Origin of the sequence: Rahnella sp. AA (assembly GCF_002834385.1) — a bacterium.
In the GTDB taxonomy this organism is placed as follows: domain Bacteria; phylum Pseudomonadota; class Gammaproteobacteria; order Enterobacterales; family Enterobacteriaceae; genus Rahnella.
The window spans coordinates 37,997-55,030 of record NZ_PITQ01000018.1; the positions used below are offsets into that span (position 1 = coordinate 37,997).

26 protein-coding genes are annotated in these 17,034 nt (G+C 55.1%); 2 read left to right on the plus strand and 24 right to left on the minus strand.

The genetic code is table 11. The features are described from left to right. Positions 1-4: 4 nt before the first annotated feature. The 20 genes from CWS43_RS26140 to CWS43_RS26235 all read right to left on the minus strand — a co-directional run bounded on the left by CWS43_RS26140 (position 5) and on the right by CWS43_RS26235 (position 12,414). Positions 5-280: a hypothetical protein gene (locus CWS43_RS26140; protein WP_101080074.1), complete on the minus strand. Its 276-nt coding sequence runs from the start codon at positions 278-280 to the stop codon at positions 5-7. After that, on the minus strand, positions 277-897 hold the full coding sequence (traW, locus tag CWS43_RS26145) for a type-F conjugative transfer system protein TraW (RefSeq protein WP_101080075.1): 621 nt from the start codon (positions 895-897) through the stop codon (positions 277-279). Before traW ends, CWS43_RS26140 begins: the two co-directional genes overlap by 4 nt. Beyond that, the gene (gene trbI / locus CWS43_RS26150) at positions 894-1,310 is read right to left on the minus strand and encodes a type-F conjugative transfer system protein TrbI (protein ID WP_101080076.1); all 417 of its coding nucleotides are present in this window, start codon (positions 1,308-1,310) and stop codon (positions 894-896) included. The genes traW and trbI overlap by 4 nt, the downstream gene beginning before the upstream one ends. After that, a complete protein-coding gene (gene traC, locus CWS43_RS26155) occupies positions 1,307-3,973 on the minus strand; it encodes a type IV secretion system protein TraC (RefSeq protein ID WP_101080077.1) in 2,667 nt (888 codons plus the stop codon). The genes trbI and traC overlap by 4 nt, the downstream gene beginning before the upstream one ends. Further along, positions 3,966-4,259, minus strand: a complete 294-nt coding sequence (locus CWS43_RS26160; RefSeq protein ID WP_157825441.1) for a hypothetical protein — start codon at positions 4,257-4,259, stop codon at positions 3,966-3,968. The genes traC and CWS43_RS26160 overlap by 8 nt, the downstream gene beginning before the upstream one ends. Beyond that, positions 4,256-4,528, minus strand: coding sequence for a hypothetical protein (locus CWS43_RS26165; protein WP_157825442.1), 273 nt, complete (start codon positions 4,526-4,528; stop codon positions 4,256-4,258). The genes CWS43_RS26160 and CWS43_RS26165 overlap by 4 nt, the downstream gene beginning before the upstream one ends. Positions 4,529-4,533: 5 nt before the next feature. Then, positions 4,534-5,079, minus strand: coding sequence for a type IV conjugative transfer system lipoprotein TraV (gene traV, locus CWS43_RS26170; protein ID WP_101080080.1), 546 nt, complete (start codon positions 5,077-5,079; stop codon positions 4,534-4,536). Positions 5,080-5,209: 130 nt separating this feature from the next. Further along, complete coding sequence (locus tag CWS43_RS26175) at positions 5,210-5,881, minus strand: adenylosuccinate synthase (protein ID WP_101080081.1); 672 nt, start codon at positions 5,879-5,881, stop codon at positions 5,210-5,212. A gap of 26 nt (positions 5,882-5,907) precedes the next feature. Further along, entirely contained in the window at positions 5,908-6,270 is a 363-nt protein-coding gene (locus CWS43_RS26180; protein ID WP_101080082.1) for a hypothetical protein, read from the minus strand. Positions 6,271-6,329: 59 nt separating this feature from the next. Next, entirely contained in the window at positions 6,330-6,713 is a 384-nt protein-coding gene (locus tag CWS43_RS26185) for a hypothetical protein (protein WP_101080083.1), read from the minus strand. Between the two features lie 25 nt (positions 6,714-6,738). After that, a complete protein-coding gene (locus CWS43_RS26190; protein WP_101080084.1) occupies positions 6,739-7,128 on the minus strand; it encodes a hypothetical protein in 390 nt (129 codons plus the stop codon). Between the two features lie 50 nt (positions 7,129-7,178). Then, a complete protein-coding gene (locus CWS43_RS26195; protein WP_101080085.1) occupies positions 7,179-7,523 on the minus strand; it encodes a hypothetical protein in 345 nt (114 codons plus the stop codon). A 126-nt stretch (positions 7,524-7,649) separates the two neighbouring features. Further along, positions 7,650-7,847 carry a hypothetical protein gene (locus CWS43_RS26200; protein WP_198555934.1) on the minus strand — a complete coding sequence of 66 codons (198 nt, stop codon included), beginning with the start codon at positions 7,845-7,847 and terminating at the stop codon, positions 7,650-7,652. After that, the gene (locus CWS43_RS26205; protein ID WP_157825443.1) at positions 7,825-8,361 is read right to left on the minus strand and encodes a hypothetical protein; all 537 of its coding nucleotides are present in this window, start codon (positions 8,359-8,361) and stop codon (positions 7,825-7,827) included. Before CWS43_RS26205 ends, CWS43_RS26200 begins: the two co-directional genes overlap by 23 nt. Continuing rightward, on the minus strand, positions 8,358-8,882 hold the full coding sequence (gene rfaH, locus CWS43_RS26210; RefSeq protein WP_101080087.1) for a transcription/translation regulatory transformer protein RfaH: 525 nt from the start codon (positions 8,880-8,882) through the stop codon (positions 8,358-8,360). Before rfaH ends, CWS43_RS26205 begins: the two co-directional genes overlap by 4 nt. A gap of 14 nt (positions 8,883-8,896) precedes the next feature. Next, entirely contained in the window at positions 8,897-10,291 is a 1,395-nt protein-coding gene (gene traB, locus CWS43_RS26215) for an F-type conjugal transfer pilus assembly protein TraB (RefSeq protein ID WP_101080088.1), read from the minus strand. Next, complete coding sequence (gene traK / locus CWS43_RS26220; protein WP_101080089.1) at positions 10,288-11,019, minus strand: F-type conjugal transfer protein TraK; 732 nt, start codon at positions 11,017-11,019, stop codon at positions 10,288-10,290. The genes traB and traK overlap by 4 nt, the downstream gene beginning before the upstream one ends. A 4-nt stretch (positions 11,020-11,023) precedes the next feature. Continuing rightward, positions 11,024-11,623 carry a TraE/TraK family type IV conjugative transfer system protein gene (locus CWS43_RS26225; RefSeq protein ID WP_101080090.1) on the minus strand — a complete coding sequence of 200 codons (600 nt, stop codon included), beginning with the start codon at positions 11,621-11,623 and terminating at the stop codon, positions 11,024-11,026. Between the two features lie 50 nt (positions 11,624-11,673). Next, positions 11,674-11,979, minus strand: coding sequence for a type IV conjugative transfer system protein TraL (gene traL, locus CWS43_RS26230; protein ID WP_101080091.1), 306 nt, complete (start codon positions 11,977-11,979; stop codon positions 11,674-11,676). A 9-nt stretch (positions 11,980-11,988) separates the two neighbouring features. Beyond that, on the minus strand, positions 11,989-12,414 hold the full coding sequence (locus tag CWS43_RS26235; RefSeq protein WP_101080092.1) for a type IV conjugative transfer system pilin TraA: 426 nt from the start codon (positions 12,412-12,414) through the stop codon (positions 11,989-11,991). A gap of 199 nt (positions 12,415-12,613) precedes the next feature. On the opposite strand from CWS43_RS26235, the gene CWS43_RS26240 reads away from it, so the two are divergent. After that, complete coding sequence (locus tag CWS43_RS26240) at positions 12,614-13,228, plus strand: Arc family DNA-binding protein (protein WP_101080093.1); 615 nt, start codon at positions 12,614-12,616, stop codon at positions 13,226-13,228. Positions 13,229-13,271: 43 nt separating this feature from the next. On the opposite strand, the gene CWS43_RS26245 is transcribed toward CWS43_RS26240, so the two are convergent. Further along, positions 13,272-13,670, minus strand: coding sequence for a relaxosome protein TraM (locus CWS43_RS26245; protein ID WP_101080094.1), 399 nt, complete (start codon positions 13,668-13,670; stop codon positions 13,272-13,274). An 862-nt stretch (positions 13,671-14,532) separates the two neighbouring features. Between CWS43_RS26245 and CWS43_RS26250 the strand changes: the two genes are divergently transcribed. Further along, on the plus strand, positions 14,533-15,075 hold the full coding sequence (locus CWS43_RS26250; protein ID WP_101080095.1) for a lytic transglycosylase domain-containing protein: 543 nt from the start codon (positions 14,533-14,535) through the stop codon (positions 15,073-15,075). Positions 15,076-15,205: 130 nt separating this feature from the next. On the opposite strand, the gene CWS43_RS26255 is transcribed toward CWS43_RS26250, so the two are convergent. From CWS43_RS26255 to CWS43_RS26265, 3 genes are all read right to left on the minus strand, one after another. Next, the gene (locus CWS43_RS26255; protein ID WP_101080096.1) at positions 15,206-15,478 is read right to left on the minus strand and encodes a DUF5983 family protein; all 273 of its coding nucleotides are present in this window, start codon (positions 15,476-15,478) and stop codon (positions 15,206-15,208) included. Positions 15,479-15,552: 74 nt separating this feature from the next. Then, a complete protein-coding gene (locus CWS43_RS26260) occupies positions 15,553-16,377 on the minus strand; it encodes a DUF932 domain-containing protein (protein WP_101080097.1) in 825 nt (274 codons plus the stop codon). A 38-nt stretch (positions 16,378-16,415) separates the two neighbouring features. Then, on the minus strand, positions 16,416-16,832 hold the full coding sequence (locus tag CWS43_RS26265; protein WP_101080098.1) for a hypothetical protein: 417 nt from the start codon (positions 16,830-16,832) through the stop codon (positions 16,416-16,418). Positions 16,833-17,034 lie beyond the last annotated feature (202 nt).

Genomic DNA, 17,034 nt, shown 5'->3' on the forward strand with positions numbered 1-17,034 from the left:
TCCATCAGACATTCCTCTTGTTAGCCAGATGCCCGTGACGCAGGAGTACCGTGCGGATATCGTGCTCATTCAGGGACGCCAGGATGAGGGCAGTGCGAAGCTCGACGCTCAGGGCCAGCAGCGTCTGTAACGCCGCCCGGATAACTACTGACTCGGTGTAAAGCGGGTGCTCTTCCGTCATGGCCCGCAGACCGTTTTTATCGACCTCGCCGATGCGTACCGTCGTGGCAAAGCGTTTGATGTTATCCGTCTCAGGGTTGTCTTTAACGCAACGATTCATTTCAGTGCCACCTCCTCAACCTTGAGCGTCCGGTCGTCGCGGCTGATACGTACCGGGGTATGCTCGAAGCCAAATTTTGTTGTCAGGGTGCCGTACTGGTCGAAGTACACCGGCTCATCCAGCGCGTTGCTGCTGTCCCGGATATTGCCGTTCACCAGAATGACTTTGAAATTGGCCTGACCGCGCAGCTGCTGTTTAACCCACGTCATCTGCGCCGGGTTGTCACCGTCAATGAAGTAGAGGGTTTCGCTAAACGGCACCTTATCCAGCGGGTTCACCTTGTCACCGGCGCGGGCGATCACGTTGCCCTGCATGTCCCGGACCGTTTCCCGTACGGTAAAGGTCGGGTCATAGTGCAGCGTACGGTCGGTCTTCGCCGGCGTCAGGCCCGCCACCGGATCGGGGCGAACGGCGTGGGCTTTCACCCGCGCCTCGGCTTCACGCTGCAGGCGATCCATCTCCCCGCTGTTTTTCATCTCCTGCAGCCGCTGGCCGATAAAGCCCAGCAGGTCAGGCTCGGCTATCGGGAACAGATGTCCGATAGTGCCGAGATCTTTCGCCCCCGCTGACAGGCTGAATAACCCTGCCAGCAGGCAGACAGCCAGCCGTGTTGTCATGGGGTCTCCTGCATGCGGCGGGCAATATCCGCCTGAATTTGCGGTGTGATATCCAGCGCCGGCCTCACCACTGCCGGCGGCACCAGGATCAGGTCATCATGCTCCTGCTGCCAGGCGTCGAGACTGGCGTTAAGTGCCTGGTCAAAGCGCAGGGTCATGGCCCGCGCGCTCTCCTCGTTAAGCTGTCGCCGGGCAGACTGCTGCATAAACAGATCAATGGTGCCCTTCATGTTAAACACCACCGTCCGGCGCTGAAGCTGCTGGGCCACCAGCGCACTGACGCCGGCGCACACGGCCACCAGCAACAGCCCCGCCGCCAAGACGCGGACAGATTTTTTCCTGAAAAAACCGGCCCTGCTGACCGGCGTTATGCCCTGCCTGACGGCCGGGGCATCAAAATCGGCATCACTCACGCGCTTATCTCCTCGGTGTTATCCCCACGCAATCCCGCCCAAATCTCCAGTTCCCGCATCTCGTCCTGGTACATGTCAGGCTCACTGGCCAGCAGGTACGCCGCCTCTTCACTGGTCGCGCCCGCCGCCTGTGCGTCACTCATGTACTGGAAGTCCTGCCCGCGCGTGCTGAACATCGCCCGCGTCACCGGGTCGACGAACACGCGGTGGAAGGAACTGTTTTCCCCGGTCGAAATCATGACCGAACTGAAGCCGGTATCTTTCGCCGGCTGGAAGCCGCGAATAACCTGCGTTTCCTGTTCGCTGAACTGGTCGGGGTTGGCGTTGAGGTAGGTTTTGAAGGCTTTGGCATCCTGCAGCAGTGTCACCTTGGTGCCGCTGCAGTCCCAGGCCGCCGCCGCCGCCGGCGGTGCAGCCTGATCTTTGGTGCCGGTAAAGTCCTTAATGCCCTGGGTGATGGTAATGAAGGCACCCCGGTGGCGGCGCACCGTCCGGTAACCGGTTTCGATAAAGCGGGCGGCGTGCGGGTTGGAGCCGCTGAACAGCCGCCAGGCTTCGTCGATAATAGCCACCTTCTTCAGGTCACGCGGCGAGTGGTACATTTTTTCCTGTATCGCCAGAATGAGCGAGTACAGGATGGCCGACAGCAGGTGTGGCTGGTTTTCCAGGCTCAGCAGCTCCAGCACGGCAAAACGGGTGTTGCTGTCGAGCGTCGGGTTGTCGGAGTTGAAGTACTCGCCGTTCGCCCCCCAGGTACACCAGCGGTCCAGCAGCAGAACCAGCTCGTTGATGCGGTCGCGGATGGTCGGCTGGGAGTCGTAAATGGTCGTGACTTCTTGCGAAATCATGTACGCCACCACGTCATCAATACGGGCTTGGTTGGCTTTGGCTTCCCAGGCCGCCACCACGCCTTTGAGCAGGATGGTTTCGCTGACCTTATCCAGCGGTTCATTGGGGCTGGCCAGTACGGTGAGCAGACCGGTGATCCCCTCTGCCGACTCTTTGATATCCACCACGTTCGCAAACGGATTAAAGCGCAGCGTGGCCCCGTCCAGGTATTTCCCGCCGGCCTGTCGGCAGAAGTTCTTGTAGCTCGCCCCCATGTCGATAACCCACGCGAAGCCGTTTGAGTTCAGCACCTGCCGCAGGATTTCCTGGATAAAGAAGCTTTTGCCCGCGCCGGTGGTCCCGGTCACCGCAATGTTGTAGTTTGTGCTGCCGTTGCTTTCACTGAACATGTCGAAAAAGGCCAGCGCGTTACGGTAGGTCGGCAGCGGGCTGCCCACCGGCGACATCTGCCGCTCGGCCACCACCGGCATCAGGTTGACGGCGTTAAAGCTTTTACAACGCAGGGTGGCCCCCATCATCACCATGTCCTCCCACAGTCCTTCCTGCATCACAAACGGGAAGGAACTGACCCAGTTACGCAGCTGCTGGAAGCGCGGCGCGGAGATTTCCAGGTCGTTTTTGCGGAACACGTTGATGGCCGCCAGCTCGCAGGCCTGCTGTTCGCTGGCGTCATCGGGCGTGAACAGGGTCAGGTTCAGCGAGAAACTGCACATGGAAATCTCATTACTGGCCAGCCCCCCTCGCAGGTCACGCCACTCCTCATAGGCCCGCTGGGTGCCGGGGAACAGCTTGGCGTAGGAGGTGCCGGCTTTCTTCCCTAAATCCTGCTCCTTGCGGAAGGCCGCATTCTGGCTTTGTACCTGGTCTTCCACCGACACCGTCCAGCTGAGGATGAACGGACAGGGGATACCCAGATCGGGGAAACGCATGTTCTGCAGGTTGTCTGACGCCTGCCAGAGCGCGAAGCGCTGTGGCTGTTTAACCAGCTGCATATTGACGATACGGGTGCTGGCCACGGCCGTATCGCGGCTGTCACCGAGGATGCGGTCTTCGGGCTGGCGTGCCGTGGTCAGGCGCAGATACCCCGGACGCACTTCCATTTCGGTACTGTGGTCGACGCACTGGCGGTGCAGTTCCTGATCCGGGTTCCAGTGATCGGGGCTGCGCGTAACCTGCCCCGGCCGGTAGTTAAGCTGTTCACGCATGACCGACAGGAACTCATTCGCACCGACGCGGCGCGTCTCCATATGGGCGGCCATCAGTGACACACGCAGCGTCTCGCGCAGCTGCGAAACCTCATCCATTGCCCTGATACCGCCCCGCCCGGAGCGCGCATAAACCAGGAACACGCGGTAGTTACGCAGGTACAGCGGGTATTCCCGCGCATTGCTGAGTCCCTTCAGGGCCGCCCGCTCCCAGTAGGCTTTGGTGATGGCGTTAAGCGGTGCCGCCATGTTGCCTTTCCACATGTCCTTGCTCAGGCCATTGTCGAGCATCTCACCGACGCACTTACTGGCCACCATCAGTACGGTGATCGGCGTTTTACGGGGCATTTTTTTACGCAGCAGGTCATCGAGCGCCTGCACCACCTGCTGATTTGCCCCGGCCAGCGGGGCCACTTCCATGATGAAACCGACAGAGCGGCTGTTGATGAACAGCTCGGTTTTTTCATCAAACATACGGTAAGGCAGCAGGCCGGTGATGGAGGGGTAGCTCAGGCTTTGCTGCAGCAAATCAGCCGCTGACTTTGCCCCGCCTTCGTCTTTGCTGCTGGCAAAGATATTGGCTATCTGGTCTAACCAGGAATCACTCATGGTGCCCCCGTTTATCAGTCTGTTGCAGGTAACGATAAAGAAGGGGATCCGCATCGCATGATTTATCCCAGTAGTCGACGCAGATACCCGGTGGCGGGCCAGGCGGCATGCTGTCCGGGGTGGCCTGTGGGGCGAATATTTTGCCGCTTCCCGTCAGCCCGATACGGAGGATGTTTTCCGGCGAGAAAGCGTCACGCGACAGAAAACGCATGCACGTTGCTGCTGGCCGGCAATGCAGGCCACGCACGGATGGCCTGGGTGTCTGGTCTAACCAAATTTTTATCATGATACCCTCCATTTTTCAGTGTGTTGCCAGTATTCGTCGTAAATAATCACCGGTGACTGGTCAGGCGGAATGCTGTCCAAAATAGCGTGCGCGAAGAATGTTTTTCGGCTTCCCGTCAGCCCGATACACATCACGTTCCCCGATGTGTATCGGGGCAGTGAAGGCAGTGAAAGCACATCCAATGCTGCCGGCCGGTAATGCAGGCAACGCACGGATGACGCGGGCACCGGTTGCGCGTGGATCAATTCAGACATTGACGGTCGTTTCATTGGCCTCACTCCCCTTCGCTGATCACACGAAAATCACCGTCCCAGCGGGATTTGTTCTTCACAAACTCGACCACGGCGGGCTGATGGAAGCTGTCCTGCTCATCGACCCAGGGGGCGATCCACAGCCGCTGCGTGGCGTCGGGAATGCGGCGGGCATCCACCTGCCCTGGCCCGTCCGACGTCGCTGAGCGGGAGGTCGTCAGACTGCCGGTCACCGGCAGAGTTGAAGTCCGAAGCAGGGAGCCGTTTGACGAAACCGGCTGGCCGGCTATCGGTCTCGGGGCCAGACCGGCGACGCTGATGGGACGATCTGGTGACACGTTGGGTTTGATATTCGTCGTGCGAGCCAGCGGCTCAGCGGCAGGCTTTGGGGTGGTCTGCGCCGCCGCCGTCAGGTCGTCCAGGCTTTTGCCTTTGGCGGCGAGATGACTGGCATCCGACATAGACAGGCACTGGTCGGTGGCCGTTTTGTTGCAGTCGAAATCGGAATTCATACCGGCGCAGCCGGTCAGCATGCCGCACAGCAGCACGGCAGGAAGAACTTTGAACATGGTGTTTACTCCGGATGCGGCGAGGCCGCCTTTAGTGAAAGAAAAAGTCGTGAGGGGTGGGAATGTTGTCCGTAAATGGCCAGACTTACCGGCCTGCTGTTGAATGGGAAATGCGCGACGGATTGCGGAATTAGCGGGTCGTCAGCGGTGCCGGCGTATCGAGTTCACCAAATGTTTCCTGGTAACGGCGCAGCTGGTGGCGAAGTGCATACCTTTCCGTTTCTGCCCGTTTTGATGCTTCACGCAGGCCATTCACCTCGCTGGCCAGCCTGGACTTTTCTCTTACCGCCTGACGAACGGTCTGTTTCGCCCCCTCCGGGTCAGCAAATTTCGCCAGCGCATACGCCAGTACCTCCACTTCAAAGCGCAGGTCTGCCGGATGCTGCCAGAACGGCGCGAAAGCGTGGCCGGAGTAACCGCAGGCAATGTAACCGCAAATGTGCCCCGCTTTCAGTCTGACGTGGCCACGTTTATTCACCCACAGCAGCCCCCATCGCGGCGGTAAATCATCGATATCGATTAAGCCTTCCGGACAGATGTAATAACGGTAAGTCCCCATGCCCGGCGTGATGCCGCAGCGGTGCGGTTTTTCCCGATCAGCCAGAAAGTCAGACCGGCTGACCTTCGACTCCACCACCACAGAACCGCCGTCGAATCCCCACCGGTAGGCGAACACATCAGCCCGTTCTCCGCCGTACAGCCCGCCCACTTCTGTTAACGCCACCTGGCAACCCGGCCCGTTACCGCTTGCAGGCCGTTTGCACCATTTCACCGCAATCGCGTTCAGTTCGTTATGCGTCATACTGAGACTCCGTTTGCTCATTGAATCTAGATAATTATCTCTCTGACAAACCCCACAAAGACAGCATCGAGCACAAAGAGAAATTTGATATCGTCAGCGTCCAGCTGGGGAAGATGCCAGACGGCGATGCTCCAGACGGTAAACACAATCAGGTTCATAACAAAGGTGACCCAGATAGACATAAGGATGTCCATGAAGCCGTCCTCATCATTTCCGTCGGTAACGACAATCCAGCCCAGGAAAATGCAGCCTATGAGCAGGATAATCCGCCACGTCATCCAGCTGGCGTGAGCAGTGTGCTGGTTGATATAAGCCCAGCAGCCAAAATAAACGACAAATGCCCCCGTAAGGACTAAAAAAGGGAAACGGTTGTTTTTACTGATAAACATGGGTATCTCCATAATTCTTAGTGCTAATGGCTAATCTCGCTGTAATCGCGTTCATTTCGTTACGCGTTATGCAAGGCTTCAACCAGTGCCTGAGTGAAGCCCACGCCGGCAGCGTAAGGACCAAACAAAAATATAAACTGGGCATCATCAGCATCTATTTCAGGCAGGTGCCCGCCGGCGACACTCCAGGCGATAAAAAAAATCAGGCACAAAGCCAGACACACCATGAGGTTAGTCAGAATGGTGGAGATGTAGAAATCTTCGTTTGTGGAGAAAAGAAAAACTCCAGCGAGATAAATGCAACCGATGAGCAAAGTTAACTTCCACAATATCCAGCATTGGTACGCAGTGTGATGGTTGATATAAGCCCAGCAGCCAAAATAAACGACAAATGCCAGCGTAAGGACTAAAAAAGGGAAACGGTTGTTTTTACTGATTAGCACAGGGACCTCCCTTTAATGCGTTGAGTTAATACCTCACGAATTGAAACAGACGGCCCCATACGGCACTGACAATTGAGATGCCGACGTGCGTCAGCAAAATATCGTTAAACAGCAATGGGCCGGGATGCGGTAATTCCCAGACAACAAAGGCACATGCCACAAATAAGATGACCATCACGCCCCAGAGCGCAGCCATCATGCCGAGCGTATTGATGACCGAAAATTCAATCTCGCTGACATAAATCAGACCCAGATATATGCCGCCGGCAATGAGGGCAGCACGCCAGACACTCCAGTCTTCCGGTGCCACATGGATAGCCCGTAATCCGTATGCCCAGAGGCCATAAAACCCGAGGGTTATCAGGCAAAGGACAATAAAGGGAAGACGGTTGTTTTTGTATTGACTTAACAACATCACACTCTCCTTTCACTTATTAACAGCACCGAAAAGAAATAGACTAAATATCATTTTTTATATTTATATCGATGCATAATAAAGGGCGTTAATTTGCTGATAAACGCGTACAAAATAAGGCCCATGCCACCCCACAACATCAACAGGTTTAACCCGTCCTGCATTTTGTACAGGTTGGTGGCAAGATTTGCCGCCGTTCCAGTACCCATCTCAGCGGGCGACGCGCCTAGCGTAGCCCGATAGAGTATCGAGCACGCTACCATGATTAACCCGTGGTAAAGGCGGTAAGGGTTGCTGAACCGGCTCAGGCAAGCGTGGAGTTTCTGCATGCCTCCACTTTGGATAAAATATAAAATGGTAAAAATTAAAATACTAAACACGATTAAAAGAAACATATGTTTATCACCTTATATTAAGAATGAATTACCCTTTATCTCAATACACCCGTAGTCAACTTTCCCGGCTCTGTAACGGGTAAAAACAATGCATCCTTTTATTAGCGAAAATAGACAACATGAATTTCACCCTTGGGAGTGACTAACGCAGATGGGCGGTGTCACGTTTCCGGCGTCAGCCGGTGGGGCACTTTCCAGTTTTTCAATGTCGCTGAGCAGTGCCGCCAGCTCACAGGAGGATGCCTGCCGTATCCACGCCTGGCGGTAGCGGACCTTTAACGCACACAGCCGGATGTGGTCTTCACGGTTTTTCACCACGTTCATCACGCTCCTCCTCCAGATGCCCCGGAAACTCGCGGGCGGTAAATGGCCACTCTTCAGGCGGGCTGATCAGTCCGGTAGCCAGACTCTCCGCCTCCAGCCACTTCACCAGCACTATCTTCGTTATCTGGCCGGCGTCAGCCATATGCCACTGCAGCATGCGGAAGCCGTCGATGTTGACCGGCACATAACGCTCAAGGTCAGCGGCAATGACGTCTTCCCAGTGACGGGGGATGGGGTGCCGGCGGCGGAAGAGGTACAGAGCCAGCGTGGCGACCAGTTGCATCTGGTACAGCGCCCAGAGTACCCGGAATCCCACGCTGCCTGACATAAACAGGCTGGCGAGGCCGCAGAAAATTCCACCGCCCACACAGGCCACTTTCATGCCGTGGAGCCAGGGGTCTGTCGGTCGACCGTCATACCAGGCCCCTGCCGCCCGCGTTATCTTTCGCAGGAGCTGCAACTGCACTTCTCCCTGCGCGGGGGATGCCCCTCCCCCTTCACGTTTGTCTGTCATGCCGCCGCTCCCCGTCCCAGCACCCGGACCCGAATGGTATCGGGTGCCCGGCGTCCGCTGACCGGCACCCGCATTTCCTGGTTCATCAGCGTCAGCATCAGCATCGCGCGTTTGGTACCATCGGGTTCAAGCCAGACCGCCTCAAGCCCTTCAAATACCCCGCTGAGTACTTCCACCCGGTCACCGTGCACCGGTGCGTCCGGCGCAGGCGACAGGCAGTCATGAGATTTCAGACGCTCCACCACCGCATCGGGCACCGCTGACGGCAGGCCGCCGAAGCTGATTAATGACGACACCCCTCGGGTGCTTTTGATGGTGGTGGTGTGAATGATTTCCGGATCAAAACGCACAAAGAGGTAGCCGGGAAAGAGCGCCTGTGGGGTTACGGCTTTTATCTGCCCGCTGCTGAGCACCTGTGCGGTATAGAGTGGCAGAAAGCAGGTCACCCCCTGATTGCCCAGATGCTGCTGAGCGCGTTTTTCCTGTGCATACTGCGTCTGTGCCACGTACCAGTGTTCCATCTTCTTCCCCCCTGTCAGTTAATGGTGTCGCCCAGCTTGAGCTGGCTGGCCTGACGCAGAACCTCATCAGGATTCAGCACCGCCGCGCGGGTCACGTTGGTAGCCTGCGTGGCGGTGTTGCTGGCGGCCTGCTGTACGGTCGCCTGTGCCCCGGCCTTTTTGTCCTTATCCGCTTCGGCGTCTTCGATGGTTTCCAGCCTGAAGCCCTGCTGGAAGACCACGGTCACGCGGTTACCGGCCCCGATATCAATGACCGCATGGTACTGTTCGGCGCGCTTAATATAGTACTGACTGAGCGTGTCGGCGGCCTTGCTCGCCCCGCCACCAATGCCCTGGCGGAAAATATCGCCCCCGCCGACTGACGCCGTGGCCCCCAGACCGACAGAAGGCGTGGCAGCGGATTTGATGCCCTCCCCGAACCCGGAGAGCAAACCGGCTGCGCCGGCGTTGAGGATAATCTGGCCGTTACGCATCACCGGTTTTCCCCGGATACCTTCCTTACCCATGAAGGAGACATGTCCGTCAAACGGCATATCAATGTGCTTGCCGTTAGTCATGATGCAGCTGATGTTCTTTGTCCTGACTTCCCCGCGTTCGCTGGAGATATCCCCGTACATTTCGCCGGTGACGCGACACTGGTCCATGTTGTAGGTCTTGCCGTTGGGCATGGAGACATCGCCCAAAAGCGTTATCACCACCGGTGACGTATTTTGCTGACCGGTCACGCTGGCGTTGGCGTCAGCGCCCTCAATCATCACGGCCTCCGAGAAGGAGCCGGAAGGTATCCACGGCAGTTTGGGTTTCTTCGCCTGCTGCGAGGCGTAGCTGAAGGTTTTGCTGGTCATGCCCCCCAGCCGTCCCGAACCGGTTCCGGGGTAAAAACCGCTGCCCTGCCCCTGTCCCGGATAAAAGGCGTTTCCCTGTCCGGGTGTCGGGCCGCCGTTCGGGGTGGTGACATTCCACTGCGCCGTACTGGCCGGCCCCGTGGCCACCGGTCCGTTGGCACTCATGCCGGGGCCGGTTGGGGCCGGTGTTGCGGGCGCACTGGCGACCGGTGCCGCCGCAGGCTGCGTTTGCAGCTTGCTCATGGCGTCCATGATTTTCGCCAGCTGCTGTTTTAGCGCCTCATTTTGCTGCTGCTGGTCGGTTTTAAGCTGGTTTACGCTGTTTTCCAGCGCGGAGGTTTTGTTCTGCTGCTGGGTCAGGGCTGAAGTGGCCACGTTGTCCGTGAAGGAACTGGTGACCACGCCGCCGGTCATGTCGGCGGCCTGCTGTTTCGCCGGGGTTTTCAGCGCCGCCTGATGATGCTGGTAAGCCCAGACCCCGCCGCCGATGCCGAGCATCACGGCGATGCACACGCCGGTCATCACCCACTGATTGCGCCGGGTGGTGGTGTTGATGTTGCTCATACGCCGCTCCCGGAGTCCGTTGAGAAGATAACCCACACATAGCCTTCGCCGCTGGCGTAGAGGTTATGGGTGGACAACATCACCGCCCGGACGCCCTGCTGAAAGAACTGCCGCTCTGACAGGGCGCGGGTGATGTAGCCGGTATTCTTCATGCGATAACGCATCACCAGCAGGTGTGACCCCACCAGCTGGCGTTCCGGCGTCAGCAGCACGCCGGGCATCGGGTTGTAAGCCGGCCCGCGTGCGGCTTTGGCTTCGGTATAACTGTCCGGCACCCCGCCGTTAACCACCGTGCGGGCTACGCTCACCAGCGTTTTTTCCCAGGGCTGACTTTCCTCCCAGGCTTTGGCGTCCGGGTTGTCCTTATGAGGGGCCGAGGCCGGAATAAGATGCAGGGTATGTCCGCTGCCCGGTTTTGGGGTCACATCCACTGAAGCCCCGATGCCGCTGGCCGTTTCCAGAAAGAGCGTAAAGTTCTGGCCGGTCAGCGGCGTAATGAGCAGCGCCCCGTCTTCGGTGTTCTCCTGAGTAAACGCCCCGTCGGGGCCGGTGACGCGGGTAATGAGTTCCCCTTCAATGACTATCTTGTTCGGGCTGGTGTTGCTCAGCTGCGCCTTGAGATGCGCGTCGTTTTCAAATACGGTGCCGGCAGGGCCGCTGACGTCGGCCATCGCAGCAGGTGCGAGGCAGAGGCCGGCGACGAACGCGGCGAGCAGTCGTGCTTTCATGCGGTTATCCCTGATGCTGTTTTGAGACGGATGGAGGAAGCTGCACTTCGGGGAAGGCGGTCAGACGGATGATGCCGTCCACATATTTGACGCTCAGCCGGTAGGCTTTATGCACGTCGGGAATATCTAACTTCAGGCTGCCGTTGGAGGTGCTCGCCGAGAGCAGCCCGCTGACGGTGATATCGCCGGTGGCGGTATCGATAAACTGGTCATCAATGCGGAATACGGTAGAAATCCCGTTCTTCTTGATGTAATCCGCCTCTATGGCCAGCGCCTTTTTCAGCGCAGAGCGGTCTTCCGCTGGCACCCAGCGCAGCAGTGCCGCATGCTGGCTGTCGACGGTGTCCGGGGTAACACTCAGTCGTAAGTTAATAAAGGAGCGCACCAGCATGCTGTTGAGCGCGGCATCCCCCTGTGAGGCGTCGGAGGTGAATGACTTGTCGAACATCATCGGGGTGGTGATGGTTTTTTGCGTGGTATAAAAATGCCAGGCCAGCCCCCCGATAATACCGTTAGCCACAATGCTGAGGCCAAGGAGCAAAGCGAGCGCAGCAATGACGATGACTGTCACCCGGTTGCGCGTTTCTTTGACTTGATACTTCATCGTTTTGTCCTTCCCGTAGGAAAAAGCGCCACCCGAAAGTGGCGCGTACGTTACTGCATCCAGTGACGGTTGCCTGAATCAGGCACCCGCCTGAACTGCACCCGGAAAAGTACCGTTGGCAGATACCAGTAAAGAAGGTTCAGGAGCCACCATGTGCCCTGCCCTTTTTTAAGGTGTCGGATAATCAGCCAGAGCACGGCACCCACGCCCAGCATCACGAACAACATGTCGCAAAAAAATCCCGTCACCCCGCAAGCGAAAAGCACAAAGGCTTCCTCAGGTGGCAGGCCGGCAAGGCGTTTTTGATGATTGAGGGTTTCCGGGAATCGATATTTCAACGAGTCCTGGTCTTCCATAGGCGGGAATTAACCGATGAGGGCGAAGAAAGCGCGGGTAATAATCATGAGAATAATGAGGCCACTAAATATCATCGGGTTGCGGGTTTTAATAAATCCCACCACCGACACGATAATTTCAGCGACATATAACGCCCATTCCACCGTGGAGTTATGACCGAACGTATCACTGGCGTCCGTTTTCTGGTTAGCCATTAAATCCGTCGCCCGGACAAGGTGGGGGAAAACAATAATGGCGAGAGCCAGCGTAAAATAAATAAGACTGCGCTGGGCGGCGGGAGACTGCGGAATTAAACGTTTAATACGGCGGAAATAAAAAAGTCTCAAGTTTGTATTCAGGTAGCCGATAAGTCCCTTCTGACGTTTATTTTCGTCTTCAGACAAAGCTACCGCTAGGCCCCCGGAAATACCGGGTTCGGTGATGACTGATTTCATTATGAAAAACCTCGATATGAGTAATAAAAATGTCAGCGTGCGTAAACGAACGTAACGCCCGCCTATCTTACATTGAGTCAAAAAAAAAAAAAATGTGATGTAAATCACGTTTTTTTCTGTTTCTAAGATTTTTCTTACCTTTCTCCGATAGTAGGCTCACACTCTCATTTCCTGTGTTATTTCAATCAGGCACAAAAATATGAAAGTGAAAGAGAAGATATACGAGCGGCGTGGCCGCCCGAGAAAATATACGCTGGGCGAAGTGCGCTACCGCGTGCTCTGGGCGCCCGATAACTTGCTGCTGGAATTGCGCATTGCCGCCCGCGTTCGCGGCGTGAGCATGAACGATGAGGTGGTCAGCCGGTTGGTACAGTCACTGCATTTCACGCCGAAGAAGCCGGTGATTAAAACCGAGGAAGGTGAGCGGTTATTAGCGCTAGCCCGGTTGTTTGATGAGTTTATTCAGTCGCGCCTGGATGTATTGCGTGAGAAATATGCCAGGGAAGCGCCGGTGGTTGACGGAAAACGCCAGTTCTCACCGGGCACTATGCGCCGCTTCAGCAGCAGTTTTCCGGTGAATTTAAAAAAGGACATGGAAATCAGCGCCCGGTTTAACCGGCGCAGCATGAATCAGGAAATAGTCCAGCGCCTGCTCGGGTCGCTCAATTATTTAACGGAGCAGCAGCTGCCGGAAAATGAGGAAATACAGCGCCTGCGCTCGCTTGCCCTGCTGTTTGATGAGTTTATCGTGTCGAAGGTGGCGGTGGCGGAAAACCCGCTGGCGAGTAACGAAAATAACGGATTGGGATCTTAGATTTTTAATGGAAAAATGCCGGGCGATATGCCCGGCCTGTTGGTTATTCGTGGGATTCTTTATCGACGAAATGTTTTGTTTCCGCCCTGTCCTCGGCGGAACTCATTCCTGACAGGTTTCTGTCCAGCAGTTCCTCAAGTTTTTCATTGCTGTTTTCACCCCGTGAATGCAAATACATCTCCGACAGCATGGCCATCATGATACTGATACCCTCACGGGTTCCTGAGACTTTTCGCATTAAATCCTTGTTAAAGCCTTCCTGGTCAAAGCTATTTCCTTCTCCCTGGTGTTTTTTAACCATTAACCCGATGTTAACCAGTTCATTTACCACGGAAGAAAAGTTCACGTCACCGTGCGTGGCCCCGTTTTGTATCTCAATCTGCACCAGTTCCAGCACTTCCCTTTCGGTTTTTTCTTTGAAGTAAATATTGCGTCTGGTCATCTCTCTTTTCCTGTGCGTCCGGCGGGTATTTATTACCGCCGATGTTCGTTTTATTTTTAGTTATTTACGCTATCCCGCTGGGTAGGTGAAAGCGGAAAGTGTTATTCTGCTGGGGGTCATTATTCTGCCGAAATTCAGTGTGTGTCAATACGGCACTGTGGAATCACCTTACCCTGGTTATCGCAGGTGTGTTAATCCGGCACTGTGGAATGATTTCATGTGTGTTAATCCGGCACTAAACCCTGTTTTGATGTGTGTTGATTAGGCGCTATGCTGTGCTTTGTGTGTGTTAATCCGGCACCTCGCCCTATTTTGATGTGTGTTAATTAGGCACTTCGTTCTGTTTTTGTGTGTGTCAATCCGGCACCACACACAATTAGATGATAATTAAATTATTGATTATAATGGATACACACAATTAACACATCATACAGTGCCGGTTGCAGTGCCGGATTGCCACACTAAACGGCACTGCAACCCCACACAATGCAGCACTGTACTGACACACAATCCGGCACTACGCTAACACACAATCCGGCACTGCAAAGTGTGCTAATCCACACACCTTTTCGTTCATACTGGCAAAATTACATTAAAAAATACAGGTAACATGCTGAATTTAAACCACAAAACAGCAAGATGAAATCTTGCGTGGGGTGTGATGTAAATCTGTAAGAAAAAGCGGCTTGTGAAATATCCCTGCTCTGTTGATTTATTTAATTCCGTTCGGCAGCGTAAAAGCGTCACCAGAGCGCCCTGTGCGCGCCTGTAACTAATTATCTTGCATCGGGTAAGGTGAAAGCGTATTTTCGCCAGAAATCATGCAGCGCTTATCCGGCGCATTCCTGGGGAATATTAAATAATGAAATGGCTCGCCCTGTTCACGCTGGCGGCGGTGTTTTCCGCCCAGGCCAGCCAGGAAATGTGTTTTACGAAAGCGGGACGCGATTACGGCATTGATCCGCTGCTGCTGACGGCAATATCAATACAAGAGTCACGGCTGAGAATGGATGCAATCAATAATCACAGCGCACATCATTCGGAAGACGTCTGCGGCATGCAGATAAACAGCTCACATTATCCGGCGCTGCGGAAATTTGATATTACCCGTGAGCGGTTACTGAAAGAACCCTGTACCTGTATTTACACCGGTGCCTGGGTGCTTGCGCACAACTTCCGGGCTTACGGTAAAAACTGGGACAGCGTCGGGATGTATAACACTGGTCCGTCACCGAAGCTCATTGTGCAGCGACGCGCCTATGCCGGGCTTATTAAAAATATATATCGCATCCTGCTGGCGACACAAATGATTCAAAATAATCAACACGCACAGGGTGACAAAAATCCGCTCCTGGCCAGGTCAACGCCACCCGCCAATATATCCACGGAAACCAGCACAAAATAACGCCACCTGACATTTTCCGGGTAATGGTTAAGAATATCGATAAGGAAGGTGGGGAATAATGTGGAAGGGTCATATGAAAATGAAAGCATAATGACCGGCGTTTTTCGCTAACGCCGGTCAGGTTTATTTGCTACCACTCAAAAACGTCGTACCCGTCCAGGCGAACCGCGTCCGGGTCAAAACAGATCATCCCGATGTCATGCTGCTTTTGCATACGGAACACCAGTTTCCTCACGGGTTTTGAAATGCCCATCTCTTTTAATTTCAATAGCGGATACCGGTATTCCCGCAGCATTAAAATATAGCCATAGCCGGTGTCGAATACCCAGGGGAATTTTTCGCTGACGTATTGCGATAAAATATCACCGTCGTCCGGCGATATATGCGCCGTACTGCATGTCATGCCGTTAATTTTTCCATGTCGCTGACCTTATGCACAGGGAGAGTGAAAAATCTCCCGAATAGAATTAAAGAGCGTTACGACTTCATCTTTTTAAATTGTTCGGCAATCATCCACAGCGCCCTGTTTAATTTCACGTCGCCGTCAATACCGTTTATCGCGCGCGTTGTCGTGCGTTTCCCTTTTTCACTGCGACCGGTTAAGCCGCCTCTTATCATATTTTCCTGCACCCGCTGAAAGGTCATCCATAAATCATTCTGGCAGTCTTCGCGGCGGCGGGGCATTAATACACTCGCCGGGGTAACCGGTATTTTTTTATCCTCTTCCCCGTAGCGATACATCAGCGCAGCCTGGGCGAACAGGTCTTGTTCGTCGCGGCTGAGGGGAATATCTTTCATGATATTCATGTGCTCATCGACCTTGTCAAAGATGCCGAGCACCTCATACGCCCCCTGAATAACCTGCCCTGTCACGTCGCCTTTATGGGGGACACGCACCTCGCCAAATACGTCACCGCACATCAGCCCGTTCGAACAAATAAAGCGGAAAATACCGGGCAGCATCTGGTAGCTGCTGCTGCCGTCGTGCGAATTAAGCAGGACAATTTCCGGCACTTCGGTGCCGGTGATTTGGTGCTCGCGGCGCAGCCGCAGCATGTGTTTGGTGTGACCTTTCCGGCCCTCATCCCTTACGCGGGTCTGACAGGCAAAGAACGGCTGAAAGCCTTCTTTGCGCAGGCTGTCGAGCAGCTGGATGGTGGGAATATAGGTATAGCGGCCACTGCGGGAATCGTGTTTTTCTTCAGAAAAGACGCTCGGGACGACGCTGGCCAGCTCTTCATTTGTCAGCGGGCGGTCGCGGCGGATCTGATTTTTGGCACCAAAGCGGGATGCTAAACGCATAGTATTATCCTCAATATTTAAATGTGTTAGACGCGGTTTTAAGCGCCGGCGCTCTCGGTTTCTAAACACTCCTGCTCTCTTTCCCACTGTCCGATCTTCAGGTTTTCGGCCAATTCTTCGCGTGCATAAGCAACGGCCTCGACACCCATTGCACCGTAAATCCGCGCAGCAATTCGCTGCCCTTGCACGTAGCTGTCGGCAATCGGCCAACGGACTAAAGGACGGGGACAAAACCAATCAACCACACCGTCATGCACCACGTTTTCGGCAAGTTGCCTCAGGAGCATTCGTATTTCTTTAAACTCTATTTCCTCCGGCAACCGAAGACTCCACACCATTGAAAGCCTGCTAAGCAGCAATTTCTGTTCCTCAATTGCAGTTTCTAAAGCGCTTCGCTCCCATCTTTCGGGTGGGGTAGTCGTGGCGGTTTTTCTGTTGACGTTATGTGTGTGCATGCTGCAATCCTCTTCAGGGTGAAAATTCATCTAACGGTATGGGTCTAGTGCGCGGCAAAGGGCAACGTTGCTCCACCGCAGGCAGCCGGAAAGGGGCGGAGACAAAAGTTTTTTGAGGCACGAGGAAAAGTTTTGGCGGAGTGCATTTCACCCCTTAAAGGATGACCAGGGGGTGCTACGTTAAGCCCTTCGCGTCTAGGCC